Annotated in this window: 1 protein-coding gene; it reads right to left on the reverse strand. The window is 74.1% G+C overall.

What is annotated here, in order from left to right:
• Positions 1 to 2,070: type I polyketide synthase (locus ACGF12_RS15590; RefSeq protein WP_393029158.1), on the reverse strand; the 2,070-nt coding region annotated here is incomplete at its 3' end.
• Between the last annotated feature and the right edge of the window lie 10 nt (positions 2,071 to 2,080).

Here is a 2,080-nt window from a genome sequence, read left to right on the forward strand (position 1 = left end):
CGGGCCGTTGACGGCGGCGATCGACACGAACTCACCCAGCAACGGCAGGACTTCGTCCTCCGCCGCCTGCACCGCCAGCATCGCACCGCCCTCAGGCAGTGCCTGCATCAGCCGGCCACGAGCACTCACCAGCGTGCACGCGTCCGCCAGCGAGAACACCCCGGCCACATGCGCCGCGGCGATCTCACCGATCGAGTGCCCGGCCACGAACTCCGGCTCCACACCCAGGGATTCCAGCAGCCGGAACAGCGCCACCTCGACCGCGAACAACCCCGCCTGGGCGAACTCCGTCCGGTTCAGCAACTCCGCATCGTCGCCCCACACCACCTCACGCAAGCCCGAGTCGAACTCGGCACACACCGCATCGAACGCCGCCGCGAACACCGGGAACCGGGCATACAACTCCCGCCCCATCCCCAATCGCTGCGACCCCTGCCCCGAGAACAGGAACGCCGTCGACCGCTCCCCCGCCACCCCGCGGGCAACCTCGGCCCCGTCCACCAGCACCGCCCGGTGCCCGAGCCGCGAGCGCCCCGCCAGCGACAGCCCGACGTCCACCGGCGAGCCCCCGACCCCGGCGAGCCGCTCCACCTGTGCGTCGAGCGCCTCCTCCGACTTCGCCGAGACCACCCACGGCACCACGCCGGGCACCACCGACGAAGCCGCCTCCGGCACATCCTCCGCCGGCGCCTCCTCGACGATCACGTGCGCGTTCGTACCGCTGATCCCGAACGAGGACACCCCGGCCCGTCGCGGCCGCTCGCCCCCCGGCCACTCGCGCGCCTCCGCCAACAGCCGCACGGCGCCCGCCGACCAGTCCACGCGGGAGGACGGCGTGTCAGCGTGCAGCGTCTTCGGCAGCACGCCCGCCCGCATCGCCTGCACCATCTTGATCACGCCCGCAACCCCGGCGGCCGCCTGGGCGTGGCCGAAGTTGGACTTGACCGAGCCCAACCACAGTGGCCGGCCGTCCTCCCGTCCCTGCCCGTAGGTGGCGAGCAGGGCCTGGGCCTCGATCGGGTCGCCGAGCGGCGTGCCCGTCCCGTGGCCCTCGACGGCGTCGACCTCGGCGGCCGTCAGCCCGGCGTTGGCGAGCGCCTGGCGGATCACCCGCTGCTGCGAGGGGCCGTTGGGCGCGGTGAAGCCGTTGGACGCGCCGTCCTGGTTCACCGCCGAGCCCCGCACGACCGCGAGGACGCGGTGCCCGTTGCGGCGGGCGTCCGACAGGCGCTCCAGCACCAGCACGCCGACGCCCTCGGCCCAGCCCGTCCCGTCGGCCCCGTCGGCGAACGCCTTGCAGCGCCCGTCCGAGGCCAGTCCGCCCTGCCGGGAGAACTCCATCAGCGAGCCGGGCGTCGCCATCACGTTGACGCCGCCCGCGACGGCCAGCGTGCACTCGCCCGCCCGCAGTGCCTGGACCGCCCAGTGCAGGGCGACCAGCGAGGACGAGCAGGCGGTGTCGACCGTCACCGCCGGGCCTTCCAGCCCGAGGGTGTAGGAGAGGCGGCCGGAGAGGGCCGAGGCCGCGATGCCGGTGCCGATGTCGCCGGTGGCATCGGCCAGGGAGCGCACCAGCAGGTACGCGTAGTCCTGGCCGTTGGTGCCGAGGAAGACGCCGGTGCGGCTGCCGCGCAGGCCCGCCGGGTCGAGGCCGGCCCGTTCGAAGGCCTCCCACGAGGTTTCCAGCAGCAGGCGCTGCTGGGGGTCGGTGGAGACGGCCTCGCGCGGCGAGATGCCGAAGAAGTCGGCGTCGAAGCCGGACACCGAGTCGAGGAAGCCGCCACGCCGCGAGACGCGGGTGCCGCGCTCGTCGACGCCGGCGTCCGCCAGGGCGCCGAGGTCCCAGCCGCGGTCGTCCGGGTAGCCGCCGGTGGCATCGGTGCCGCCGGCCACGAGGTCCCAGAGGTCCTCGGGCGAGGCGACGCCGCCGGGGTAGCGGCAGCCCATGCCGATGACGGCGACGGGTTCGGCGGCTGCGGCCAGGAGCTGGCGGTTCTGCTTGCGCAGCCGTTCGGTCTCCTTCATCGAGGACCGGAGAGCGGCGACTACCTTGTCGTGGGGCGTGGTCATGGCTGCTCCG

The organism is Kitasatospora sp. NPDC048296, assembly GCF_043201815.1.
In the GTDB taxonomy this organism is placed as follows: domain Bacteria; phylum Actinomycetota; class Actinomycetes; order Streptomycetales; family Streptomycetaceae; genus Kitasatospora.